General features: G+C 31.8%; 18 protein-coding genes and 1 pseudogene. All 19 read left to right on the top strand.

All coding sequences use genetic code 11. The features are described from left to right. The first annotated feature begins 34 nt into the window (after nucleotides 1-34). Nucleotides 35-1171, top strand: coding sequence for an oligosaccharide flippase family protein (locus BLW31_RS20435; RefSeq protein WP_083378000.1), 1137 nt, complete (start codon nucleotides 35-37; stop codon nucleotides 1169-1171). Nucleotides 1172-1654: 483 nt separating this feature from the next. Next, nucleotides 1655-2419: a hypothetical protein gene (locus BLW31_RS24200; protein WP_143040766.1), complete on the top strand. Its 765-nt coding sequence runs from the start codon at nucleotides 1655-1657 to the stop codon at nucleotides 2417-2419. A 1-nt stretch (nucleotide 2420) separates the two neighbouring features. Beyond that, on the top strand, nucleotides 2421-3356 hold the full coding sequence (locus BLW31_RS20425; protein ID WP_074759660.1) for a DUF6625 family protein: 936 nt from the start codon (nucleotides 2421-2423) through the stop codon (nucleotides 3354-3356). Between the two features lie 7 nt (nucleotides 3357-3363). Then, nucleotides 3364-4638, top strand: a complete 1275-nt coding sequence (locus BLW31_RS20420; protein WP_010538585.1) for a Coenzyme F420 hydrogenase/dehydrogenase, beta subunit C-terminal domain — start codon at nucleotides 3364-3366, stop codon at nucleotides 4636-4638. A 7-nt stretch (nucleotides 4639-4645) separates the two neighbouring features. Next, nucleotides 4646-5671, top strand: coding sequence for a polysaccharide pyruvyl transferase family protein (locus BLW31_RS20415; protein WP_010538584.1), 1026 nt, complete (start codon nucleotides 4646-4648; stop codon nucleotides 5669-5671). A gap of 7 nt (nucleotides 5672-5678) precedes the next feature. Beyond that, entirely contained in the window at nucleotides 5679-6488 is an 810-nt protein-coding gene (locus tag BLW31_RS20410; RefSeq protein ID WP_010538583.1) for a LicD family protein, read from the top strand. A gap of 6 nt (nucleotides 6489-6494) precedes the next feature. Then, on the top strand, nucleotides 6495-7436 hold the full coding sequence (locus BLW31_RS20405) for a capsular polysaccharide synthesis protein (RefSeq protein WP_010538582.1): 942 nt from the start codon (nucleotides 6495-6497) through the stop codon (nucleotides 7434-7436). After that, the gene (locus BLW31_RS20400) at nucleotides 7433-8506 is read left to right on the top strand and encodes a DUF1972 domain-containing protein (RefSeq protein WP_010538581.1); all 1074 of its coding nucleotides are present in this window, start codon (nucleotides 7433-7435) and stop codon (nucleotides 8504-8506) included. Before BLW31_RS20405 ends, BLW31_RS20400 begins: the two co-directional genes overlap by 4 nt. 143 nt (nucleotides 8507-8649) lie before the next feature. Next, nucleotides 8650-9198, top strand: coding sequence for a dTDP-4-dehydrorhamnose 3,5-epimerase (gene rfbC, locus BLW31_RS20395; protein ID WP_010538580.1), 549 nt, complete (start codon nucleotides 8650-8652; stop codon nucleotides 9196-9198). 660 nt (nucleotides 9199-9858) lie between these two features. Next, nucleotides 9859-11229: pseudogene (locus BLW31_RS20390) on the top strand (BT4734/BF3469 family protein); the annotation flags it as partial. A gap of 29 nt (nucleotides 11230-11258) precedes the next feature. After that, nucleotides 11259-13022, top strand: a complete 1764-nt coding sequence (locus BLW31_RS20385; protein ID WP_004321960.1) for a recombinase family protein — start codon at nucleotides 11259-11261, stop codon at nucleotides 13020-13022. Between the two features lie 214 nt (nucleotides 13023-13236). Further along, the gene (locus tag BLW31_RS24940) at nucleotides 13237-13425 is read left to right on the top strand and encodes a hypothetical protein (protein ID WP_010538578.1); all 189 of its coding nucleotides are present in this window, start codon (nucleotides 13237-13239) and stop codon (nucleotides 13423-13425) included. 24 nt (nucleotides 13426-13449) lie between these two features. After that, nucleotides 13450-14202 carry a hypothetical protein gene (locus BLW31_RS20375; protein ID WP_009038835.1) on the top strand — a complete coding sequence of 251 codons (753 nt, stop codon included), beginning with the start codon at nucleotides 13450-13452 and terminating at the stop codon, nucleotides 14200-14202. A 532-nt stretch (nucleotides 14203-14734) separates the two neighbouring features. Further along, complete coding sequence (locus BLW31_RS20365) at nucleotides 14735-15727, top strand: hypothetical protein (RefSeq protein WP_010538576.1); 993 nt, start codon at nucleotides 14735-14737, stop codon at nucleotides 15725-15727. A 692-nt stretch (nucleotides 15728-16419) separates the two neighbouring features. After that, nucleotides 16420-17445 (top strand): DUF3871 family protein, encoded by a 1026-nt coding sequence (locus BLW31_RS20360; protein WP_010538575.1) that lies wholly within the window; start codon nucleotides 16420-16422, stop codon nucleotides 17443-17445. 283 nt (nucleotides 17446-17728) lie between these two features. Further along, nucleotides 17729-18364 carry a recombinase family protein gene (locus BLW31_RS20350; protein WP_072067139.1) on the top strand — a complete coding sequence of 212 codons (636 nt, stop codon included), beginning with the start codon at nucleotides 17729-17731 and terminating at the stop codon, nucleotides 18362-18364. Nucleotides 18365-18940: 576 nt separating this feature from the next. Further along, a complete protein-coding gene (locus BLW31_RS20345) occupies nucleotides 18941-19426 on the top strand; it encodes a hypothetical protein (protein ID WP_004321951.1) in 486 nt (161 codons plus the stop codon). A 12-nt stretch (nucleotides 19427-19438) separates the two neighbouring features. Further along, nucleotides 19439-19678: a hypothetical protein gene (locus tag BLW31_RS20340; protein ID WP_004321949.1), complete on the top strand. Its 240-nt coding sequence runs from the start codon at nucleotides 19439-19441 to the stop codon at nucleotides 19676-19678. 12 nt (nucleotides 19679-19690) lie between these two features. Next, a complete protein-coding gene (locus BLW31_RS20335; RefSeq protein WP_004321947.1) occupies nucleotides 19691-20062 on the top strand; it encodes a hypothetical protein in 372 nt (123 codons plus the stop codon).

Below are 20062 nucleotides of genomic sequence, written 5' to 3'. Positions count from 1 at the left end.
CTAAAGTTAAGTTCTTCATTGTTTCACGTTTTAAATTCACGCAAAACTAGGAAGAACTTTCAGAGGGGGAAATACGGGGTTTGCTGAATGCTTACGTTCCATTATCACTGCTTATGAGGATTTTATTTTTCAGAAATTAATTAATATTGCTCGTATTATATTAAACCCTTTGGTGATGGTTGTTATGTTGAATATGGGATATAAAGCCATTGGTATGGTAGTTGTTACGACACTTTTTAATATTGTAACTTTGCTGATAAACTATTGGTATTGCTGTCATAAGATAAAAATAAAAATTTATTTTCGGCGTTTTAGATGGGATTTTTTCAAGGAAATTTCGATATATTCTTTTTGGATTTTCTTGAGTGCTATTGTAGATAGAATATATTGGAGTACTGGACAATTTATTTTAGGGATTTATTATGGTGCTGCTGTTGTAGCAATTTATGCAGTTGCTATCCAATTTCAAGGTATATATATGGGATTTTCCAGTGCTATAACCAGTGTCTTTTTACCTAAGGTAACAGCTTTGATTGCCAATAATTCAGATAATAAAATAATATCAGACTTATTTATTCGAGTAGGGCGAATTCAATATATTATAATGAGTTTTATTTTGACAGGATTCATTCTGTTTGGACATTCATTTATTAAATTATGGGCAGGTGATAATTATGGAGAATCTTATTGGATTACTTTATGTTTTTTAATTCCACTAACAATTCCTTTAACTCAGAATTTAGGTATTACTATACTACAAGCGCGAAATCAAATGAAATTTAGATCTTTATTATATGTTTTGATTTCTATGTTTAGTTTGTCTATTTCCATACCTCTAGCAAAATATTATGCAGGAATAGGGTGTGCGCTTGGAGTATCTGTTGCATTGATAATTGGACAAATAATTATTATGAATATCTATTATAAGAGAAAAATAGGCATTGATATTCCTCGTTTTTGGCGTGAAATAGCCAAAATGTCTCTTATTCCATTATTATTAGGGATATGCTCATATATTATTTTATCTCAAATAACTCTTGATAAACCATTATATTTAGGGATTTCAATAATGATATTTTCTGTTTTATATATTTTTTTATTTTGGTATTGGGGATTAAATGCTTATGAACGACAATTATTATTGCCATTGCGTAATATTTACAAAAAATGAAATGTCGGGACTATTCTTATGGATATAAGAGCTTATTTTAGATATAATGTACATGAACTAGCGTTCGTGATTATGTTTATTTTACTGTTTTTTCAGTCTATTCTATCTGACAGGATATGTTATGTTTTTAGTTATACTGATGAATTATTTGCTGTGATAGGATTGATGACTCTTTCTTCTCCTTATGTTCGTAAATATGTTTTTATGCATAATACCTATGTGAAACGAATATTTAAATTACTATTAGTTATACTAATTATCGGTTGTTTATCCACTATAAGGTATAAAATTCAATCAGACTTAATGGTTAATTTATATGATTGTTTTGCGTTAATGAAAATGTTTGTAATTTGTTTTTTAGGTTTGTCGTTATTGTATAGGTGTAGTTTGAATAAAGTTCTGGAGATTATCTTTTTTTTGGTTTGTATGTATATATTGCTAGGGGGGATATTTGGAATTCTAAATCTTTTTGGAGATATAGGAATGTCAGAAGAATATAGATTTGGGATTCGAAATTTTCGTTTTATTAATTCAAATAGTGGTGATTATGCATCTATCCTTATCATAGCATTGTCAATTGTACATTTACAATCAGGAATGACTGGGAAAAAATATATTTTCTTGAAATTACTGACACTATTTTGTTTGATTTTAACATTAAGAGGTAAAGCTATTGGTATGGTTTTAACTTATACTGTTCTTATATGGCTTTTGAAATATTATAAAGGAATATCATTAAAATCTCTAGCTATTTTAGCGATGATTGGTTTTGGAGGTGCATATTGGCAAATAAAATTCTATTTCGTAGATAATATTACTGCTAGGGGGCTGTTTTTGTTGTATGGATTAATAACTGCTAATAATTTTTTCCCATTTGGAGCGGGCTTTTCTACTTACGGATCAAACATGGCTAAAGTAAATTATTCTCCATTATATACTGAATATGGTTTTTCCTCTTATTATGGAATGAGTGCGGAACAGCCTCAGTTTCTTAACGATAATTTTTGGCCTATGATTATTGCTCAATTTGGTTGGATTAGTTTTATTTTGTACGCTTTTATTTTGGTCTTATTTTTTAAAATAGTAAATATTGAATTTTCTTTAAAACAACTCAAAATAGCTGGTTTTATACTTTTCTTTTTGTTAATTTATTCTTCTATAGGAGGGCCTATATTTGTCCACTATATTGGGTGTGCTTCCATCCTAGTTTTTTCTTTAGGTATTGCTCTTTCTCAAAAATATAAATAATATGTATCGAATTTGTGTTATCTGTGTATATATGGGAAAATTTCCTATTTACAGTAATTTGTGGCTTGATTCATGTCAACGCAATTATACAATTGATTTTTTACTAATAACAGATCAAACAATACAAAATTGTCCTCCTAATGTTATTTTAAAGAATATGACATTGCAAGAATTGCGTGAAAGAATACAAATAGGGATGAAAGAGAAAATAGTATTGGATAAACCATATAAATCCTGTGATTTTCGGCCTATGTTTGGATATATTTTTCAGAAAGAACTAATTGGATATGATTTTTGGGGGCATTGTGATATGGATGTTATTTTTGGAAATATTCGCAAATTTGTTACAGATGAACTTCTAGACAAATATGATAAAATATATCCATTAGGACATTTTTCTTTATATAGAAATTCGGATAAATGTAATCTCTATTTTAAATTAGAAGGTAGTCTAGTCGGAAATTATAAATATGTGATCTCAACATCCAAGAGTTGTGTTTTTGATGAAGTCTATGGGATTGATAAGATTTTTGAGTATAATAAGCTTCCTCTATATGAAAAAAGAGATTGTGCGGACATTAATTACTTTGTAAAAAGAATGAAACTTGTAGGACCGAGTTTCAAAAATTATATGTCACAAGCTTTCTTTATGAAGAATGGAGAATGTTATAGAGTGTTTGAATCTTGTGGAACTTTACACTATGAGGAATTTTGTTACATTCATCTCCAAAAACGAGCTTATACTGGGACTATAAATAATCATGATTGCTATTATGTGGCTCCTGATAGTTTTATTCCTTTTGCAGGAACTGTTGAAGTTTGCGATATTAGGGAAATTAATCCATATAGAGGGAAAGTTAATGAATTGATAGAAGAATTTATTAATGAATATGCCTTCCGGATTAAAAGAAAATTCAAGTCTTTTTTTATAAAATAAATCATAGATGAGAAAAAAAGATTTTTGCATAGGTTGTGGAGCTTGTAAATTTGCTTGTCCGCAGAAATGTGTAAAATTGCAAGAAGATGTATTGGGAAGATATGAAATGGTAATTGCTAAAGAGCAGTGTCTTGAGTGTGGTATTTGTGAGAAAGTCTGTCCTATTTATGAAAATATTCTAATACCCAAACAGGCTCAATATAATACGATAACAGGTAACTATTTAAATTGTTATAAAGGGTACGATGATAGATATAGGAAAACGAGTGCTTCGGGAGGGCTTTTAACTTCATTTTTATATGGACTTTTAAAGGGAGATATTGTAGATACTGTTGTTTGTTTAAAGGAAAATTCAGATTCAACTCAATTTTATAAATATAGTTTTGTATCTGAGCCTAGTAGATTGATTCAGAATTCAAAATCGGCTTATTATCCTGTTGAAATGTCTGAAATGATAGAATATATTTTAAAAAATGATGCTCGTTATGCTATTGTTGTTCTTCCTTGTCAAGCTAAAGCTATTAGAATTTTACAAAAGAGATATAAAAAATTGGAAGAACGAATTTTAGTTCTAGCAGGTTTGGTTTGCGGAGGAATGCCAGGAAAGGGGCTGGTTGAATATATTAGTAATTTCTATGGTCATAGTCTTGACGAGGTAAAAAGAATAACATTTAGGGAAAAAGAGAAAAATGTGACTAATAGTAATTATTCTATTAAGTTGCAATTTACTAATAATGAAGTTATAAGAAGTCATTTTCGACAAGAAGAATTTGGTTTTGCTTATCTTAATAAACTTTTTCATTACAAAGCTTGTAATTTATGTAACGACATATTTGCAGAATATGCAGATATTGTTTTCATGGATGCTTGGTTACAAGAGCATCGGTATGATGAATTAGGAACTTCTATTTGCATTGTTAGAAATGAGAATATAGCCGAATTTACTAATAATTATTTTACTCAAATTGAAAATGTAAAAGTGGTTACTATCGATTCTGCAATTCAAGCACAAAGTAATGTAGGGTTAGTACTTAGAAAGAAGAAACAAAATATTTTTAAATATAAATTTTATGCTAGTAAAGGATTTAGGATTCCCTATTCTATTTCTAATATGCAATTCTCTTTGAAAGAAATAACGAAGTTTTCTATTAGAGGAAGGCAAGAATATGCTATTCAAAATTATGCAGAGAAGCAATGGGTGCTATTTAAGCAGAAAAAGATTTCAATTGAAGATTTTTACAAGAAAATGCATCGTTATGTAAAATGGATTAAAATAATTTGAAAATTAAATGAAAATAGGAATAGTTACAATTTATGATGCCTATAATTATGGTAGTTTCTTACAAGCATTTGCTCTACAGGAATTTTTAATTAATGAAGGGCACGAAGTTTATATCTTAGATTTTTCAGTATCATTGAAAAGTCGAATTGCTAGAAAATACCTGGCGAAAAACATAAAGAGAACTGTTTTGAAACTGCATCGTTATTTTGTATATAGGAAGGATTGGAAACTTCTTAATATAAAACGTGGTAATAAAATAGAGCAAATAGATCTTATGATTGTTGGTAGTGATGAGGTTTGGAATATTGATAATGAGTCTATTGAACATATAAAACAGTTTTATGGTATTGATTGTGCAGCAAAACAAATAATAGCATATGCTCCTAGTTTAGGGTATGCTACAGGTACAAGCTATAAAAAATATCCTGAATTTGTTAATGGCATAAAAAACAATATTTCAGCTTTTTATATGAGAGATGCCTTTACAGAGGAATTTGTAAAGAGGATCATTAAAAAAGAGACTAGAAAAGTTTCAGATCCGACAATTCTTTTATATGATAGATGGGAAGAATTTATGCAGGGATATCCTATGCAAATTGAAAAATATATGATTTATTATAGTTATCTTGATGATACGCCTTTTAAGGAGTTTATAAAGAAATTTGCAAAAGAAAATGATTTGAAATTAATTGTTGTAGGCTTTGATTATAAATGGTGTGACGATCAAATAATAGTAACTCCACGTCAGTTTCTTTCAGTAATGAAACATGCTCAATATGTTGTGACGAGTACTTATCATGGAACTGTATTTTCAACTTTACTGAAAAAAAAATTTGTTGTTATACATCCTTCCATAAAGGTTATAGATTATTTGGAACAAATAGGATTAAAAAAAATAAGTTTTTTAGAAAGTGGTTATGATAATTTCTCTAAGTTTCTTTTAGATGATATAGACTATGATCTTGTATGGGATAAGTTGAATACACTAAGAGAATTCTCTGTACATTGTATTAATGAAAATCTAAATAAATAGTGTTAAAATGAATCCATTAACAATATCGGAAATTCAAAAAGTTTCTTTGGGTATCCTTAAAAAAGTAGATGAGATTTGTAATAAATTGAATTTGCGCTATGTTTTAACTTATGGTACACTTTTAGGTGCAATTAGACATAAGGGGTATATTCCATGGGATGATGATGTTGATATTATGATGCCACGGCCAGATTACGAAAAGTTGTTAAAATATTTTGAAAGCCATAGAGATGAATTATTTCCGTTATGTGTCTTAAACTCTCAAACCACTTTTCGATATCCTTATATCATTACTCGCATAAGTAATTCTGATTATTGGTTGAATACTCAAAATGAAAAACAATGTGGTATGGGTATATTTATTGATATTTATCCTCTTGATGGTTTAGGTAATGATTTGGAGAAGGCTGAAAAAAAAATGGCTAAGGCTAAAGGTATCTCTTCTTTGGCTTATCTTTCCACAAGAAAATATTTGAGTTTCAGTGGAACTAAATCTTGGAAGAGAAAAATAATAAAACCTTTTGCTTTTACTTTTGCTAAAATAATGGGGAAAGCATTTTTTGAGAAGAGATTATTAAGTATGGCTTATTCTTATGAATATGATAAAAGTGAGTTTGTTGGTTGTGTTGTGTGGGAACGTGAAGTGTTTAGAAGAGCTGATATTGATAATATGATTTTGCATGATTTTGAAGAGAATCAGTTTTGGATTCCTAAACAATATCATCAGATATTGACAGGATTTTATGGTGATTATATGCAACTTCCTCCTGAGAAGGAGAGAGAACCACACCATTTGTATTATGCATATAAGAAATAAAAAGTTATGGGAATATGGCAATATTATAAACAAGCAGGTGGTTTCAAATTACTTATTCAATATTGGAAAGCTCATGTTTTAGGTTATGCTTTTTTAGAATTCATATTATTAGGCAAAAGTAAAACTGCATTAGAGATTTTCCGCCTTGCTGTTAATAATCGAATACATGAGAAATTAAAGAGGAAGTATAAGTACGTTATAACAAAAAAGCTAACGATTCCAGAAAAAGGAAAATGTCAAAAAAGTAATAAAGTTTGGGTTTGTTGGTTTCAAGGTGTAGAAAATGCTCCTTTGTTAGTACGGAGATGTTATGAATCTTTATGTAAATATTTGAGAGATAGGGAGATTGTTCTTATAACACAGGATAATCTTTTCAATTACGTACAATTTCCTGATTATATCTTAAAAAAATGGGAGGCTGGAGTTATAACGAATACACATTTCTCAGATTTGTTACGTTTAGAATTATTGATTAAATATGGTGGAACATGGATTGATGCAACAGTTTTATGTACAAGTGGTAAATATCCCAAATATTTGTTTGACTCTGACTTGTTCTTTTTCCAAAAGTTAAAACCTGGGAAAGATGGGGATTGTATTCCCTTATCTAGTTGGTTTATAACTTCTATCTCTAATAATAAAATATTGATAGCTACTCGTGAGCTATTATATACATATTGGCATGAACATGATTTTCTAGTAGATTATTTTTTGTTTCATCACTTCATGTATATGGCATGTGAGGAATATCCTGAAGAGTATAATAAAGTAGTTAAATTTAGTAATTCTATTCCTCATATATTATCATTAGGATTATTTCAACAATATGATGAAGAAAAATATCAAGCTTTGGTCGATATGACTTGTTTTCACAAATTGTCATATAAACTAAATGAGGATAATATAAAACGAAAAGGAACTTATTATAGTATACTTATTAATCAATGAAAATATCAATTATAGGTACAGTTGGAGTACCTGCAAATTATGGCGGATTTGAAACGCTAGTAGAAAATATAATCACTAATGTATCTTCTAAGAAGTTGACCTATACAGTTTACTGTAGTTCCAAAGCTTATACGGAACGATCAGATGTTTATAAGGGTGCAGTATTACAGTATATTTCTTTAGACGCTAATGGATATCAAAGTATTTTATATGATATCTATTCTTTAATAAAAGCTACTAAGCATAGTGATTCTATTTTGATACTAGGTGTGTCAGGATGTTGTTTTCTACCGATTTATAGATTATTTTCTAAGAAAAGATTGATTATTAATATTGATGGTTTAGAACATCGCAGAGAGAAATGGGGAAAATTGACAAGACGTTTTCTTAAGTTCTCAGAGCAAATGGCTATAAAATATGGAAATGTTATAATATCTGATAATAAAGGTATTCAAGATTATGTAAATAAGGAATATGGAGTTTCTTCTGAGTTAATAGCCTATGGTGGAGATCATGTTCTTTGTTCAATAACGAAAGAAAAAGAAAACGAAATATTGGATAAATATTCTTTAAGGAAAGAAGAATATTCATTTACAGTTTGTCGTATAGAGCCCGAAAATAATGTTCACATTGTGTTAGAAGCATTTGCTCATTCAAAAAGAAATCTGCTTATTGTTGGAAATTGGGAAAAGAATGAATATGGTATACATTTGCTGCATCAATATAAGAATTATACTAATATAAAAATGCTTTCTCCAATATATGATATTAGTATTCTTAATATTCTACGTTCTAATTGCTCGTTTTATATACATGGGCATAGTGCGGGAGGAACTAATCCTTCTTTAGTTGAAGCTATGTTTTTTGGAAAACCCATTATTGCATTTGATGTAATATACAATAGAGAGACAACAGAAAATAAAGCTGATTACTTTTCTTCTGTGGAAGAGTTAGAACGATTATTATCTCAAAATCGTGATTATTATTGTAATTCAAGAAGTATGTACGAAATAGCAAATAGAAAATATCGATGGAAAATAATAGCAGAACAATATGAAGCTTTATATTGAGTTTATGGAGTTGATGTTTATAGTATTAATAATTCATATGGATATTTTAGCATAGTGAGCAATTTATGATATTTTGCTTCTTAATTGGTGAATTGGGATAAAATGTTTACTATATATTAATGGTTTTTTAGATAGGATAGATGATGGAAGTTGTAGAAACTAATATAGAAGGAGTGATTATTATCGAACCCCGTATTTTTAAAGACGATCGGGGCTATTTCTTTGAATCATTTTCTCAAAGAGAATTTGAGGAAAAGGTTTGTAAAACGACCTTTGTTCAAGATAATGAAAGCAAGTCCGGTTATGGAGTATTGAGAGGACTACATTTCCAGAAACCTCCTTTTGCTCAAAGTAAATTAGTGCGAGTTATAAAAGGGGCAGTGTTAGATGTTGCTGTTGATATAAGAAAAGGTTCTCCTACATTTGGGCAATATGTATCAGTGGAGTTAACTGGTGATAATCATCGTCAGTTTTTTATTCCTCGTGGATTTGCTCATGGATTTAGTGTTTTAAGTGAAGAGGTTATTTTTCAGTATAAATGTGACAACTTCTATTCACCTCAGAGTGAAGGAGCAATAGCCTGGAATGATCCGGATTTAAATATTGATTGGCGTATTCCTGTTGAAGAAGTGATACTTTCTGAAAAAGACAGTAAGCATCCAAAGTTGAAAGATTTGCAGTGTGTATTTTAAAGTTTACTTCATTTGTAATTAGCTTGTTAATTCAACTCTTAGAGTTTTAAAACCACATTTTTGTCATCATCCGTCACTTCAACTGTTAACCAGTTATCAATCAATGAACTAAAAGTGACGGCAACCAGTGACGGCAAAGTGACGACAGAATAAATCAAAATTTTGCCGTCACTTTTCTTTTTATGTAGAGTTTAGATATTCAATTGATAATTGGATACTTATTACTAAGAGAGTTTACCGAATGCTTATTTCTGAACTATACTGCGTGCATTAGAACAAACACCAGTAACCTTATTATGCAGACAAGGCTTGACTAATATATTTTGTATGATGCATGTTCCCGTTCCACGTACGTGAAACATTCGGACCACGTATGTGAACCCACGGGATCACGTACATGAACCGATGGAACCACGTACGTGAACCGATGGAACCACGTACGTGAAGCGATTTTTTATTACTATAAAGATACATAAAACAAGCGTTGAAAAGAACTTGCTAAAACCGTATTCTACTATTAAATCGAGGAGCTTATGTAAAATTATAAGCCCAAAAATTAATTTAAAAGAATAACGCCAAAATCCTTTATAACTCGATATTTAATGACTACCTTTGAGACTCATAACCGTTTATAAATATAAAAAACAGGATAAGGTAGAAATGAAGATAACACAAATAAGAGAAACAGAAAGTGCGGAAGCAATTAGTGTATTTAATTTTGAATCGTTTGTAGAGAAAATAAAAGTAGAGACCAAAGCGCGTCCGGTATCCGGATTTCGTGAGGCTCTGCATTATGTCTTGCCCGGTGAACCTTGTCATCTTTCGGGCAAACTACCTAAAATAATTCCGGCAGTCGCATGCGGACGTGTCAATGGGGTGAAGCGGATGAAGGCTTACAATGGCATTGTTGAGTTGAGTGTCGGTCCCCTTGCAGGAAAGGCTGAGGTGGAGATCGTAAAGAAGAAAGCGGCGGAACTTCCGCAAACCAAACTTGCATTTATGGGATCGAGCGGAAAGACCGTCAAGATATGGACCTATTTTACCCGACCGGACGGGACATTGCCCCAGACACAGGAAGAAGCAGAGATATTTCATGCACATGCGTACCGGCTGGCGGTGAAATGTTATCAACCTCAGCTTCCTTTTGATATTCAGATGAAAGAACCGCTCTTGGATCAGTATTCCCGGTTGAGCTATGACCCCGAATTATTTTATCGGGAGGATGCGGTACCTTTCTATCTTTCCCAGCCTTTCGGAATGCCTGCCGAGAACAGTTATCGGGAAAAAACGATTGCAGAGAAGTCTCCGTTAAGTCGTGCCGTACCGGGGTATGATACGGAAGATGCGTTGGCTGTGCTGTATGAGGCGGCTTTGAGGAAGACATTTGAGGAAATGGAAGATGGCTGGAAGCGGGATGATGATTTGCAGCCGCTGGTGGTGAGGTTGGCGGAGAATTGTTTTCATTCCGGTATTCCGGAGGAAGAAGTGGTACGTCGGACCATTCACCGCTATTACAGGCAGCAACAGTCGCTGCTGGTCAGAGAAATGATAGGCAATGTGTATAAAGAATGCAAGGGATTCGGCAAGAAAGACTTGCTGACCAAAGAACAGCATCTGAATCTGCAAACAGAGGAATTTATGAATCGCCGATATGAATTCCGATATAATACACAGGTAGGAGAGGTGGAGTACCGCGATCGCTGCTCGTTCTTTTTTCGTTTTCGTCCTGTAGATAAGCGGATACAGAACAGTATTTTACTGGATGCCCAGAGCGAAGGAATTTCTGTATGGGATCGGGATATTGACAGATATCTGCATTCCAACCGCATTGCTGTCTATAATCCGTTGGAAGAGTTTCTTTTTCATTTGCCCAATTGGGATGGAAAGGACCGGATTGCAGAACTGGCAGGCAGAGTTCCTTGCGAAAACATACATTGGATGATGCTTTTTCATCGGTGGTTCCTCAATATGGTAGCTCATTGGCGCGGATATGACAATAAACATTTGCACATAATACTACCATTTATTATCTTTGTACTATATTAAAATAGCCAAGATTTATGAGAGGTGCAATTTACAGTAGAGTATCTACAGAAATACAAGATTATGGTAAGCAAACGGATGAATTGAAGGATTATGCTGCCCGTAATAATATTGAGGTAAAATATATTTTTGAAGAGAAAGTTTCTGGTTTTAAAGATGATAGAACAGAATTTAAGAAACTAGAGAAATTAACTAAAAATGATATTGATATTATTTTAGTGTGGGAATTATCCAGGCTTTCTCGAAGGTCTATCTTCATTCAGCAAACGGTGAAGAATTTCGCTAATAAGGGAATCTGTATCTTTACTAAAAAAGAAGGTCTCTATACTTTGAATGATGACGGCACGGAAAATAAGAACGCAATGTTTACCATTGGAGTAATATCAATGATAGCAGAGCAAGAAATAGAGACTTTGAAAGAACGAACAATTTCCAGTAAAAGAAGATATATTCTAAAAGAAGGTCATAGTTATACTCCTATAGCTCCCTATGGCTATAATTATAATTCGATAACAAAACAATTAACAATAAATGAAGATGAAGCAAAAGTTGTTAGAAGAATGTATCAACTATCTATAGACGGAGTATCAACCAATAGGATTAGTAAGATTTTAACTAGTGAGGGTATAAAAACAAAGAAGGGCAATCCTAATTGGAGTTTAGCAACAGTAAGAGATATATTGCATAATCCTGTATATAAAGGAGTGCCGAAATATACAATGACTATTAGAAATAAAAAAGTTGTTGAGTTAGTTTCAGCACCACCAATAGTAAGTGAAGAAGTATTTGAACAATCTGAAAAGGAATTGACTGAAAGAAGGAATAGAAGTAAGTCTGAAATGGTTAATAAACCATTGTTAAGAGCATTGATATTTTGTACAGATTGTGGTAGAAGGTATATATGCAACAGTGGTAGAAATATATATGCCTGCCAAACGAGGTTTGATAACATTAGAGCTAATTATGTTGCAGATTGTCATAGTGCAGGTATTAGTGCAACCAATATTGAACCTATAATTTGGAATTTAGTTGAGAGACTATTTAAGAGTACTATTGCATCCAGCAAGGCACAAGAACGGATTGAACCCTATCAAGAGCAATTATCTAAATTGTCAGAGTCGAAAAACAATTTTGAGATGCAAAGAGATAAAATCAATAAAGATGCAGCTAAGCTATTTGATACCCTTCTTTTAATTAGAGACACTAACCCTACAGTGTTTACTAGCAAAATGGAGGATTTTAACAAAATGAGTACGGAAGCTAACAATTATCAAAAAGAAATAGACATTATTGAAAGTAAAAAACAGGCAATTCAAAGAAGGATAAAAGCCATTGAGGAAATTAAAGACATAGATATTACGGATGAATCGGAAAAATATGACATACTTCATAAAGTAATTGAAGCTATCAAGATTTATTCCGTAAAAACGAATCAAAAGGTATTCACAGTATTATTTGCCAGTGGGCTTGAATATAATGTTCTTTATAATGTGAACAAACCCAAGTTTAGAATAGAATACGCTTTTGCCAGTGACGAAACTATTACTTTTAATAAGAAAGATAAATTGTTGATAAACAAGCTCCATTCTTCTGTAAGGGATATATTGCCTGATTTTTCTATAACTGCTGGAAATAATGATATGTTTGATAATGATGTATGTGGTGACTATAGTTTTCAAGAAGTGTGGGATTTACTAGAAAAATACAATAAAACAGAAGTCCTTAGAGAGTGGAAACCAGACTACACAAAGAGAACAATCAATAGGAGAAGCAAAAAGTAACAATCTTTTAATGTACATACTTCTTATCGGTTTGATATTCAGTAATCACACTTTATTAATACTTCTAGTCGATTTTTTCAGTTTGTGGTACTAGTATTAGGTCACTCCCTAAAAACTTAGTACCTTTGTATCAATATATTACAAATAGTATATAAGATAGCACAGGCACAAAAGATACACTATTTTATCACCATTTTTTATTTAAAACACTACTATGCAAACATTCACCTATGAAGAAATCAGAAAAAAAGCATTGTTACATGGAGTTTCAGATAACAAGGTACACATCGGTATGTGGGCTAGTTTGAACGGCTACATTAAGACTAGAAAACAGATAAAGAAGAAGGTATATACTATATATTATGCACCACAAGTACAGATTTTCAAGACATACAGATTTTAACTTAGAATATAAACAGCAATAATTATGGGCTTAAATAAAGCTGGTGGAGAAATGTATGAATTTGTAACGCACACATGGAATACAGTAAAAGGCGACTGTTTCCATAATTGTAGATATTGTTATATGAAAAAGGATATAAGGCACAATGAATTTGCTAATGAACCTAGATTGGATTATAATGAATTTAGAACAGATTTAGGAAGTAACAATTTCATATTTGTGGGGAGTGGCATAGACTTGTTTGCCAATGACATTCCGAATAGCTGGATAGTCAAGACATTGGATTATTGTAATGCTGCATGTAATACACTATTCTTTAGCAATAGATACTTATTCCAATCTAAAAATCCAAAGAGGATATTGGAATTTATTAAACATCCAGTGTTTAAATATTCAACTGTTTGTACTACAATTGAAACAAATAGATTTTATAAAGATGTGATGCAATGTTCTCCAAAAATCGAAGATAGAGTAAAAGCTATGGAAGATATAGCAGATTTAGACATAGATACCTATGTAACAGTTGAGCCAATTATGGATTTTGATTTGGATGAAATGGTTGACTTCATAAGACGTTGCAAGCCAAAGCAGGTCAATATAGGTAAGAATACTAATAAGATGATTCAGTTGCTAGAACCACCCAAGAATAAAGTATCAAGCCTTATTAATGAATTACAGAGTTTTACGAATGTGCATATCAAAAACAATATAAAAGATTGGATTACATATAATTGTTTGCAAGAACATCAGACTATACAACGGCAAATATCCGTGTAAATATTTTACCTCTAAACAATTATTTGATTAGGGAAAACAGGGATTAGGAATCTATCTGCAAAATTAAACTCTACAACACAAAAAGAAACCAAAATATTCTTTGGCAATCACAAGTACAGAAAATTAGTAAGAAAAAGAGGTATCTATTTTAATGACCAAAGTAATCCCGTTGCCAATACGATATACTTCCTAGTACGGTTGCAAACTAAACAAGATTTTTATAAAGTGTCAGATTCTCGTTTTTCAAAGTGTCAGATACTCAAGGATAATATACTAATACAAAATATACTAATATCCATAGGGGTACACCCCGTTTTTCGTATTTTATATATGATACTACACAAACCAACAGGAATAATTTTTAAGAATAGAAAAGAAGCTAAGATATTTTTTGGTACTTCACGATACAGGAAGATAGAAAAAGAAAAACAGGAGATTGTTTTGATTGATAACCACGACTTCATAGCTACTGATGAAATATATAACGGTAAACAAAGACCTGATACGTATTCCTCAAAGTAAAAGTGCCAATATGGAAGCATTATTACTTTATTATATACGGACTAAATGCAATAAAGAATGTGCTTCCGCTATTGGCGAGAAAAAGATGCAAGAAGAACTAAATTTATCTGAAAGTACAGTTGAGGGCTATATTGGCAAATTGAAAGAATATAAATCAATATTATCCATAAAAACTTTGAATCCCAATAATGAAGAGGATAAAAAAGAAATTGATAAAGCTCTTGGTGTACCTTATGAGGGAGATAAACGGAAAAAGAATTTATACTATTTCCATGAACCACAAAGATTCTACTTTTTAAATCCACAGTTTATATACAGGACAGATATTGAGAACGAGATAAAAGGCTTTTTAATTCGTCTTGCTTGTTTATGTGACATAGGTACTACTAAGATTTATACTCCTATTTGCAGAAAGGAGAAAGCAAATATAAAGTCCATAGCAGAAGAGTTAAAGATGTGCAGGGAGAAAGCTAAAAGTTTATTGAGTAGGTGTGAGAATTTAGGATTAATAAGAGCTATACCACGTGGGTATATCATTTTAGAAGATTCCTTTCTACTTAATCTCAATGGTACATTAGAAGATAGGGTATATAATAGTATATATAAGTATTGTTTAGAAAAAGAAGTAGTACCACCGAATAGATATGAATTTAGTAGCAAAGGTAATCCAATGGAATGTGACGGGCTTCTAATGTGTGCTCCTTATATATTTGACAGGTGGAATATATATAATGCAAAAGCAGTAAGATGTAAAGAATATCCCCCTTTAATGTTTGAAGCTTATATAAACGCTATTCTTTTACCCATGAGATTTCCAACACTTCCAGAAGAACCACATTGGGAGTATTTTAAAAAAGTATTTTTAAACATAAATACAAAGGCAAGAAAGCCACAAATAGTAGAGATGTGTATAAACAATGAAAGTGAATATCCGTTTATAGCAGCTAGAAGTATTTATCCCGAAAAGTTACAAAAATCAGCAGTTTGGGATTGTGACGATTGAACCTAGTTTATTAGAAAACTCGATAAATGAAGTATAGGAAAAGATGCTTACTAAGGTCAAATAAGCTCATTATAGAGACTTTGACGAATAAATTAGTCTACTCCCAACTAAAAACAAAAATAGCCGCAAGCGAGTACACTTACAAATGTGCTCAACTGCGGCTTTTTTTGTGGAACTTCTAAATTCTTGTCTAATACAAGGGATATAGCAGTTCGCAATTTTAAATATGGGAGTTAATTTTCCCAATGGAAGTGTGGGAAAATGCAACTATGACCTGTTTGATTTACATATAATTCAAGGAGTTGAACCATTGCCAAACAGGTAGTTCTTGATTTTTAAGAATACCCAAAGTTACTCATAATAAACAAGGTAAAAAAATAAACAATACTCAATTTCTGATATTACTACTTAGCATATCTTTATATGGCAGTATAATACTCTCCTTTCTATTATAGTGCATAGTAATACATAGGCACGCAATAAAGTATAGGTACTTTATATATAATACCCCCTACCTGTTAAAATAAGAGCTTAAATATATATCAGCTTACTTCTCCTATGATTTACTGAATTGAAAGTTACGTACGGGTGAAAAGAGTAGTTCTAACGTCCCCCTAGGGTAGTTGGATAGAAAACGAAATATATTTCAATCCACGTAATCAATTTATAAATCATTTAAAATTTTATTCGTTATGAGAAATCTACAAATTATTGGCAATGTGCCACAGGTAAGAAGAGAAAGTAACTTTGGTGAGTATGCAGAAGAAGCGGTAATAATCGAAGAACAACCAAAAGTTAAAAAAGAGAATCCTCATTTCTTGGAAGCTAATACACTAGAGGTAACAATGCAACATTTGAAAGAAGATTGTATTACACCCGTATTTGCTAAAGATAATGAGCTTACAATTCCTCACCCTGCATTTATTGATACTGTTTATGACGCTGCAAATGCATTTTTCAGTGGTGAAAGCATTGATAAGCCCGATATTCGTGTAAGTCACATTATCAAGGGGAGAATACCCGAAGCAATACACAAACCTGCAAATCAACTTCTTGAAAGTGATAAGACTATCTACTACGAAAGATGTGCTTTTATTATTCAGATTCCTACGATTTTCGAAACAGTGAACGGAAATAAGCTAATTCTTACTATTGGTGGTGTTCGTGCTTATAATCATACCAATTTGTATAGCAAGAAGGGAGCAGAAAGGTTTAAAGTATTTATTGGCTTTATTTGTAAAGTTTGCACAAACTTGTGTGTATCAACAGACGGTTTTCTTAGCTGTTTGGAAGTTACTAATACAAGGGATTTATATCAAACTGTATTAGAGATGTTTAATAAATACGACACAGCCAAACACATACACTTAATGCAAACACTTGGTAACTCATATCTCACAGAACATCAATTTTGCCAATTACTTGGGAGAATGAGACTTTATCAATCATTACCACAGGGTTATCAGAAAGATATTCCTAAAATGCTTATTACTGATTCGCAAATAAATACAGTTGCAAAAGCATATATCAATGATAAGAACTTTGGGAGCTTGGGGAATGATATTAGTATGTGGAAATTGTATAATCTATTGACAGGAGCAAATAAGAGCAGTTATATAGATTCATTCTTGGATAGAGCGGTAAATGCTACCGAAATAGCAACGGGAATAAATGCCGCTTTGCATGGAGACACTAAATATAAGTGGTTTATTGATTGATTAAACAGGGGGATATTCAGAAATGGGTATTCTCCTATTTTATTAACTGCGTAAAACAAAGAATCATGTTTTATTATAAGATACTTGTTTGGCTCTTTTTTGTGGTATTGGCTATGATTAGTGCGTGTGTGCCGTTGATATGGCTTGTGATTTTTATAGGTTTATGGGATATTGAGGAAGCGAATAAACCTCGTTAGTGTTCAAAATAGAAATGTGTTCAAATAAATCTGCAAAGGTGGTTTGAACACATTCTTTCATGTTATCAATTTAATCAAAGAATAAAATGAAAACAGCCGTAATATACGCTCGTGTTTCGTCAAGTAATGACAGACAGGACACGAGCAGACAAATAGAGGATTTAAAGAAATATGCTATTTCACAGGATATAGAAATAGTGAATATATTCCAGGAGCATATTTCAGGTGCAAAGAAAATAGAGGAAAGACAGATTTTAGGAGAATGTTTGGAATACTGTAAACGTGAATCTGTGGATATTCTACTTTTGTCTGAATTGTCAAGACTAGGAAGAAGTACATTACAGGTTCTTCGCTCTTTGGATATATTGCATGAATCGAAAGTATCGGTTTACATACAGAACTTGGGCTTATATACTTTGCAACCAAATGGGGAAGTTAATCCAATAGCTTCTATCATGGTGACAGTACTTGCAGAAATGGCAAATATCGAAAGAAGCAATATCCAATATCGTTTGAATAGTGGTAGAGCGAATTATATTGCTAAAGGTGGCAAGCTTGGCAGAAAGACAGGTTCAACCAAAACGGATGATAAGAAAAAAGAAGAATATAAGGAAGTCATTGCTTTACTAAGAAAAGGCTATTCAATCAGAAATATAGCTAAGCTACAAAGTATTGGTATTTCCACCGTTCAACGGATAAAAAATCAGTTTATAAAGCCATAATCATAAAATATCGGTGGGGTGGAAAAATTCAGAGATTTAGTTTTTATATGGGTAGTCTTGAATTTTTCCACTACCATAAATTTATAAAGCAGAAATAACCCTCAACTTTTAATAAACAATAGTTCTTGCTATTACAAACGCTTTTCGTAACTTTGTGGCAATTTCAGATACCTAATGTGTTGGGGCTGAAAGGACATATTAGTTAACGAAGAGCGTTTAAGATATTATCTCATATTGGAATCTGGACAATTTCGAAGGTTGAAGATAATAGGCAAGAACGCTCACGTCAATGTTATATACCTATCTTGTTAAGATAGTCTATATATCGTTTGGCGTGGGCTATTGTTTATTATTCAACCTTGGGCAGTCCAGAGCCTCAATATGATAATATTCAATAGTTCCCACGCTTTTCTCATTGTGTAATACTATCCAAAGGGAACAGGGTAGATAAAACGATATATAACTACGAATCAGACATTAAGAAACAACTTTTGCTACTATCTTTTAAGTAGCCAACTCATTTTTTGAGCAGCTTATACTACAAATTAAATTATTAATCAAAAAATAAAAAGCAATATGAAAAAACTATTTATTGGATTATCCTTTATATTTTCGTTTATACTATTTTCCTGTAATAACATCCAAAGTAATCAAAGAGTAGATGATAAGGAAGAACAAAAACAAACGACAACAAAAGAAGAAGTGCGTAATAATATAGCAAAATATCTTGTGATTGAACGTGAAGAGCCTCAGCCTGTTGGAAGCGCAGTAAGATTGAACAACAAGAAAGAGAATGTTTTTCAAGCTACTTTTTTTGATATTTCCGTTTTCTCTGCATTGTTAGCACAATGGGGAGTTAAACCACCCACATATTGGGTTTTGAAGAATTATTCGGATTTTACTATAGATAAGGTTGTCATGGAATATGTTGATACAGAAGGAAATGTACAAGTATTGACCGAAACTTTTTTAGCAGGAAATACCAAAAGGCAGTTGATTGATGTAAACAAAGGTGGAAAGCCATACATAATTACTATAAAAAGTAAAGCTCTAGATTTATAAATACAAGACAATATGGAAAGAAAAATAGTATTAGCAATATTTGCACCTGCACTTGTTGCATTGGCAATGAGAATAGCACTTTTTGTATTGGCACTTCCTATTTTTGGTATTGCGTTTATAGAACCATCTTTTCAATATGATGCAGAAGAACTTGCGGGATTCAATATGTTTATATGGGATGAATCATGGCTATACTGGATATTGGTTTTATTGGGAACATTCTATGTTGAAATGAAAATTTTTAATGATTAATTCGTTCTTTATATGGTAAAATATATATTTTTATTTGTCTTTGCACTATTTACGAATATTGGAATAATGGCTCAATCTCCACAGTCCCCTAAAAGAACTGTCTTAGATTTTACGCCTAAAGTTCCGCAAGAAGTCATTAACCTTGCATTGGAAAGAGTTAAACAGAAAGAAGTTGCTTGTTTTAATAATGGAGCAATTCAAAAAAAGAAGTATAAGATTATAAATTATACTACTTCAGTAGCTGTTGATATGAAATATAATGTTTGGGTAGAAGTCGTTGACCCTTGTAATGATATTGCTAAGAAACTTTGGATTCAATATAAAAAAATTAAGGAGGGACAGTACGTTTGCACAAAAGATACTTTTTATACTAGTAAATATTAA

The sequence above is a fragment of the Bacteroides faecis MAJ27 genome (genome assembly GCF_900106755.1).
Lineage (GTDB): Bacteria > Bacteroidota > Bacteroidia > Bacteroidales > Bacteroidaceae > Bacteroides > Bacteroides faecis.
The sequence above is the reverse complement of the archived record's forward strand: the minus strand, read 5'-3'. Positions and strand labels throughout refer to the sequence as shown.

Excerpts from the sequence above, each read along its gene's own strand:
- BLW31_RS20340 (WP_004321949.1), top strand. The coding sequence starts at position 19,439 with ATGGAAAGAAAAATAGTATTAGCAATATTTGCACCTGCACTTGTTGCA.
- BLW31_RS20405 (WP_010538582.1), top strand. The coding sequence starts at position 6,495 with ATGGGAATATGGCAATATTATAAACAAGCAGGTGGTTTCAAATTACTT.
- BLW31_RS20400 (WP_010538581.1), top strand. The coding sequence starts at position 7,433 with ATGAAAATATCAATTATAGGTACAGTTGGAGTACCTGCAAATTATGGC.
- BLW31_RS20375 (WP_009038835.1), top strand. The coding sequence starts at position 13,450 with ATGGGCTTAAATAAAGCTGGTGGAGAAATGTATGAATTTGTAACGCAC.
- BLW31_RS20425 (WP_074759660.1), top strand. The coding sequence starts at position 2,421 with ATGTATCGAATTTGTGTTATCTGTGTATATATGGGAAAATTTCCTATT.
- BLW31_RS24200 (WP_143040766.1), top strand. The coding sequence starts at position 1,655 with ATGTCAGAAGAATATAGATTTGGGATTCGAAATTTTCGTTTTATTAAT.
- BLW31_RS20410 (WP_010538583.1), top strand. The coding sequence starts at position 5,679 with ATGAATCCATTAACAATATCGGAAATTCAAAAAGTTTCTTTGGGTATC.
- BLW31_RS24940 (WP_010538578.1), top strand. The coding sequence starts at position 13,237 with ATGCAAACATTCACCTATGAAGAAATCAGAAAAAAAGCATTGTTACAT.
- BLW31_RS20385 (WP_004321960.1), top strand. The coding sequence starts at position 11,259 with ATGAGAGGTGCAATTTACAGTAGAGTATCTACAGAAATACAAGATTAT.
- BLW31_RS20415 (WP_010538584.1), top strand. The coding sequence starts at position 4,646 with ATGAAAATAGGAATAGTTACAATTTATGATGCCTATAATTATGGTAGT.
- BLW31_RS20335 (WP_004321947.1), top strand. The coding sequence starts at position 19,691 with ATGGTAAAATATATATTTTTATTTGTCTTTGCACTATTTACGAATATT.
- BLW31_RS20420 (WP_010538585.1), top strand. The coding sequence starts at position 3,364 with ATGAGAAAAAAAGATTTTTGCATAGGTTGTGGAGCTTGTAAATTTGCT.
- BLW31_RS20350 (WP_072067139.1), top strand. The coding sequence starts at position 17,729 with ATGAAAACAGCCGTAATATACGCTCGTGTTTCGTCAAGTAATGACAGA.
- BLW31_RS20360 (WP_010538575.1), top strand. The coding sequence starts at position 16,420 with ATGAGAAATCTACAAATTATTGGCAATGTGCCACAGGTAAGAAGAGAA.
- BLW31_RS20345 (WP_004321951.1), top strand. The coding sequence starts at position 18,941 with ATGAAAAAACTATTTATTGGATTATCCTTTATATTTTCGTTTATACTA.
- rfbC (WP_010538580.1), top strand. The coding sequence starts at position 8,650 with ATGGAAGTTGTAGAAACTAATATAGAAGGAGTGATTATTATCGAACCC.
- BLW31_RS20365 (WP_010538576.1), top strand. The coding sequence starts at position 14,735 with ATGGAAGCATTATTACTTTATTATATACGGACTAAATGCAATAAAGAA.